Source organism: Micromonospora endophytica (assembly GCF_003236305.1).
Classification (GTDB): Bacteria; Actinomycetota; Actinomycetes; order Mycobacteriales; family Micromonosporaceae; genus Micromonospora; species Micromonospora endophytica.
Map to the genome: position 1 here is coordinate 1 of NZ_POTX01000385.1, position 3,633 is coordinate 3,633.

Here is a 3,633-nt window from a genome sequence, read left to right on the forward strand (position 1 = left end):
GGGCCCGGGTGCGGGAATGACAGGCCGGGGTGGGAACTCGGCCCGCACCGCGGCGGCCACGTCGTTGCGCCGCTGCCGGAGCGCGGCCAGCCGGGCGACCAGCCCGTCGTACGCCTGGCGGGCCCGAGCCACCTCGCCGTCGAGCACGACGATCTCCCGGTCGAGCCGGATCACCTCGGCGGCGCCGGGGTGTGGCGGCCGGCCACAGCCGGTGCAACCGGTGCCGAGGTTCGCCGAGGCACCGCAGGCCGGGCAGGGGTACGCGTTGTTCACGCGGTCATCCTCGACGGACCGGCACCACCCGCGCCAGAGTGCGCGTACTCACGGCCTGACCTGCTACCGGCGTAGCCTAGGGTGCGCTCTCCCGGTTCTCCTCGATCCAGCTGTCGATCCGGCTCCACCAGTCGAAGAGCCAGTCGATGCGCTGCTGCCGCCCGGTCGGGACCTCCTCCGGCGGCACCGACCAGAACCGCATCACGAGCCGCTTGTCCATCGGTAGCTCCCGCCACACGTCGGCGACAGTGAGCATCCGGTCCAGACCGGTGTGCGCCACGAAGATCACTCCGGCGTCCGGCGCGGCGTCCAACGCCGCGAGCATGCCGCCGGGTTGGGGCGCGAGCACGTGCCGCATGGCCTCGGCTTTCAACGCCATCCGCTCGTGTCCCCGGTCGCGTAGCCGGGCGATGGCCCGCACCCGACGTCGGGGGGTGAAGTTGCCTCCCTCGGGAAAGATCACGAAAGCGTCGTCATCGTCCAGACCGGCGGCGAGGTGCCCGACCTGCTCGGTGAGGGAGCCGCCACCGTCGCGGCCAGGTGCGATGAAGCGGCTGGGCAACCGGTTGAGCAGGACGTCGATCGCCGGGTCCCACTGGAGTGAGTCCTTGAGCACGATGCGTGGTTCGCGGCGGAACCAGTTCACCAGCGAGTGGATGAGAATGAACGAGTCACCCGGCCCGGCATGCCGGCAGAGCACCAGCTCGGGCCGGCCGGGCATCGCGGTGTCCGGGTCGGTGCCGACCACCTCGATGCTGAGCCGCAACGTCCAGCGGGCCTGCCAGAACAGCACCCGCAGGAACCAGCCCGCCAGCAGGTAGTGGGCACGCTGGAAGGCCGGTGAACGGACCCGCCACCCGAATCCGGCACCGACCCAGAGTCCGAACAGGCACAGCAGTGCCGCCGCGTCCCAGAGCAGATAGAACACGCCGATCCAGAGCAGCCGCAACGGCCGCAGCCGCCCCGGCACGAACGGGGATACCAGCAGCGCCAGCAGCGCCCAGAGCGGCACCGTGGTCACCAGCAGGATCGCCAGCAGGACCACGCCGGGCGCCAGCAGCAGACGGCGGAGCCAGCGGGGCGGCAGCGGCATCAGCGTTCCAGGTTCGCCAGGTAGTGCCGGGAGGCCGCGTAGGCGCGGCTGATCCGCCGGCCCACCGCCGCCATGTCCCGGTACGCCCACGGCGTGTCGTCGCGCGGTTCCAGCCCGCCGGTCGGCAGCACATGCACCTCCACACCCTCGGGCAACGCGGCCATCTCCCGGGCGAACCGGTGCCGGCGGGCGATCTCGAACGCGACCTGGGCGATCTCCCAGGGCCGCTGCGGCGGAGTCAGCGCCCGCTCGATCCGACCCACCTGGAGTACGAAGATCCGGACGGCACCGGCGGCGACCGCCTCACCGATGGGGATGGAGTTGACGATCCCACCGTCGATGTAGTGCTGGTCGCCGATCCGGGCCGGCGGCAGCAGACCCGGCACGGAGGCGGACGCGAGCACGGCGGGCACCACCGGACCGCTGACGAACCAGTGCTCGGCGGCCCGCTCGATGTTCGCCGCGCAGCAGCGGAAGGGCACCTTCAGGTCGGCGAAGGTGGTCTCGGCGCCCAGCTCGCTCTCCAGCAGCTTGCGCAGCGGTCGCGGCGAGTGCAGGTGGGTACGGGCGGCGAAGCGACGCAGCTGCCGGGCCACCGAGTCGCCGTACACCTCGCTCGCCTCGGGCGAGGCCCAGAGCCGTACCAGCCGGTCGGTGACCGCCTCGCTCGGGTCGGCGGCGACAAGCGCCCCGTTCACCGCGCCGATCGACGTACCGAGCACCATGTCCGGCCGGATCCCGGCCCGGAACAGGGCCCGCAACATGCCCACCTCGACCGCGCCGAGGACACCTCCGCCCCCGAGCACGAACGCCACCGGTCCCTGCCCCATGCCGTTCATCCTGGCACGTGCGTGCCCGGGTGGTCGCCGGCGATCGGCCCGGGTACGGCCACCCATCGATGACGACGATGCCCACCGCCCGGGCCGGCCCGGCTCGGCGCGGCCGCCCGGTACCCAACGTGTCGCCGCCACCACCGCCGGTTTCCGGTGCCGTTGACAGCGGAGCCACATTCGCGCAACCTGATACCGCTAGCCACCTATGAGGCAGGTGCGAACCGTGAAGCCAGCACTGCAGCCCGGCCGGTTGCTGGCCACCAGATACCGGCTGATCGACCAGATCGGCGCCGGTGGCATGTCGGTGATCTGGCGAGCCCACGACGAGGTGCTCGACCGGATGGTCGCGCTGAAGGTGCTAGCCCCGTCACTGGCCGCCGACGCCCGGTTCCGCGACATGGTGCGCGAGGAGGCCCGCGCCGCCGCCCAACTCGTCCACCCGCACGTGACGTCGGTGCACGACTACGGCGAGACGGTGTCGCCAGACGGCTCGATCACCTCGTTCGTGGTGATGGAGTTGCTTTCCGGCGAGGAGTTGGAGTTCCGGCTCACCGAGGGGCCACTGTCGTGGCCCGAGGCGGTGGAGATCGGGGCGCAGGTCGCCGACGCGCTCGCCGGCGCGCACCGGCTCGGCATCGTGCACCGGGACATCACCACGGCCAACGTGATGATGACCCAGGTCGGCGCCAAGGTGCTCGACTTCGGCATCGCCACCCGGATCGGCACCCCGGACGACGACGAGGACGGCGCCACCTTCGGCACCCCGGCGTACGTGGCTCCGGAGCGGCTCGACGGGGCACCGGCCCAGCCGGCGACCGACGTCTACTCGCTCGGCGTGCTGTTGTACGAGATGTTCACCGGACGGGTTCCGTACCCGGCGGACACCTGGGAGGAACTCAGCGTGGCGCTGGCGGACGGTGCGCCGCCCACGCTCGCCGGTGTGCCGAACCTGCCACCGGCGGTGGCCGAGGTCTGTCTGCGCTGCCTGTCCCGCGATCCGGCCGACCGCCCCACCGCCCGCCAGGTCGCCAGCGCGCTCCGCGACCAACTGTTGCCCGCCGATCCGCAGGCCAGCACGATGCTCTCCCCCACCGTCACCCTTCCCGCGATCGGTCCCTCCCGCACCGGCGCGGGCCTGCCGCAACCCACCCCGGCCCGCGCGGCATCGACCGCTCCGGTCACCGTCGCGTCACCGGGGGCTTCCGGCGGCGCAGGGCCGACGCCACACCTGGCGTCCGGTGCGGGCGATCCGGCCTCGGTCAGCAGCCCTGGCGCTGCCACGGCCCAGGGCCACTCCGGTGGGGCGAAGCCACCCGGCGACCTCCGTGGGCAGGGTCGCGCCGGGCGGTCCCGGCTGCTGCGCCCCGCGCTCCTGGTGGCTGCGGCGGCGGCGCTTGTCGCCGCGGTACTCGCCATCCCCGCGCTGCTTCCGGA

Annotated in this window: 4 protein-coding genes; 1 reads left to right on the forward strand and 3 read right to left on the reverse strand. The window is 72.7% G+C overall.

Going from position 1 to position 3,633, the window contains the following annotated elements; translation table 11 throughout:
* The 3 genes from C1I93_RS29450 to C1I93_RS29460 form a co-directional block, all read right to left on the reverse strand.
* Positions 1-273, reverse strand: a 273-nt coding sequence (locus C1I93_RS29450; RefSeq protein WP_146603610.1) for a hypothetical protein, incomplete at its 3' end; no start/stop codon positions are given.
* A 76-nt stretch (positions 274-349) separates the two neighbouring features.
* Positions 350-1,366 (reverse strand): 1-acyl-sn-glycerol-3-phosphate acyltransferase, encoded by a 1,017-nt coding sequence (locus tag C1I93_RS29455; protein WP_111246519.1) that lies wholly within the window; start codon positions 1,364-1,366, stop codon positions 350-352.
* Positions 1,366-2,196, reverse strand: coding sequence for a patatin-like phospholipase family protein (locus C1I93_RS29460; protein ID WP_111246520.1), 831 nt, complete (start codon positions 2,194-2,196; stop codon positions 1,366-1,368). Before C1I93_RS29460 ends, C1I93_RS29455 begins: the two co-directional genes overlap by 1 nt.
* Before the next feature lie 226 nt (positions 2,197-2,422).
* Here C1I93_RS29460 and C1I93_RS29465 point away from each other — a divergent pair.
* On the forward strand, positions 2,423-3,633 hold a 1,211-nt coding region (locus C1I93_RS29465), incomplete at its 3' end, for a serine/threonine-protein kinase (protein WP_258378375.1).

What these genes read in the sequence shown, in the direction of transcription:
- C1I93_RS29455 (WP_111246519.1), bottom strand. Translation starts at nt 1,366, where the DNA reads ATGCCGCTGCCGCCCCGCTGGCTCCGCCGTCTGCTGCTGGCGCCCGGC.
- C1I93_RS29460 (WP_111246520.1), bottom strand. Translation starts at nt 2,196, where the DNA reads ATGGGGCAGGGACCGGTGGCGTTCGTGCTCGGGGGCGGAGGTGTCCTC.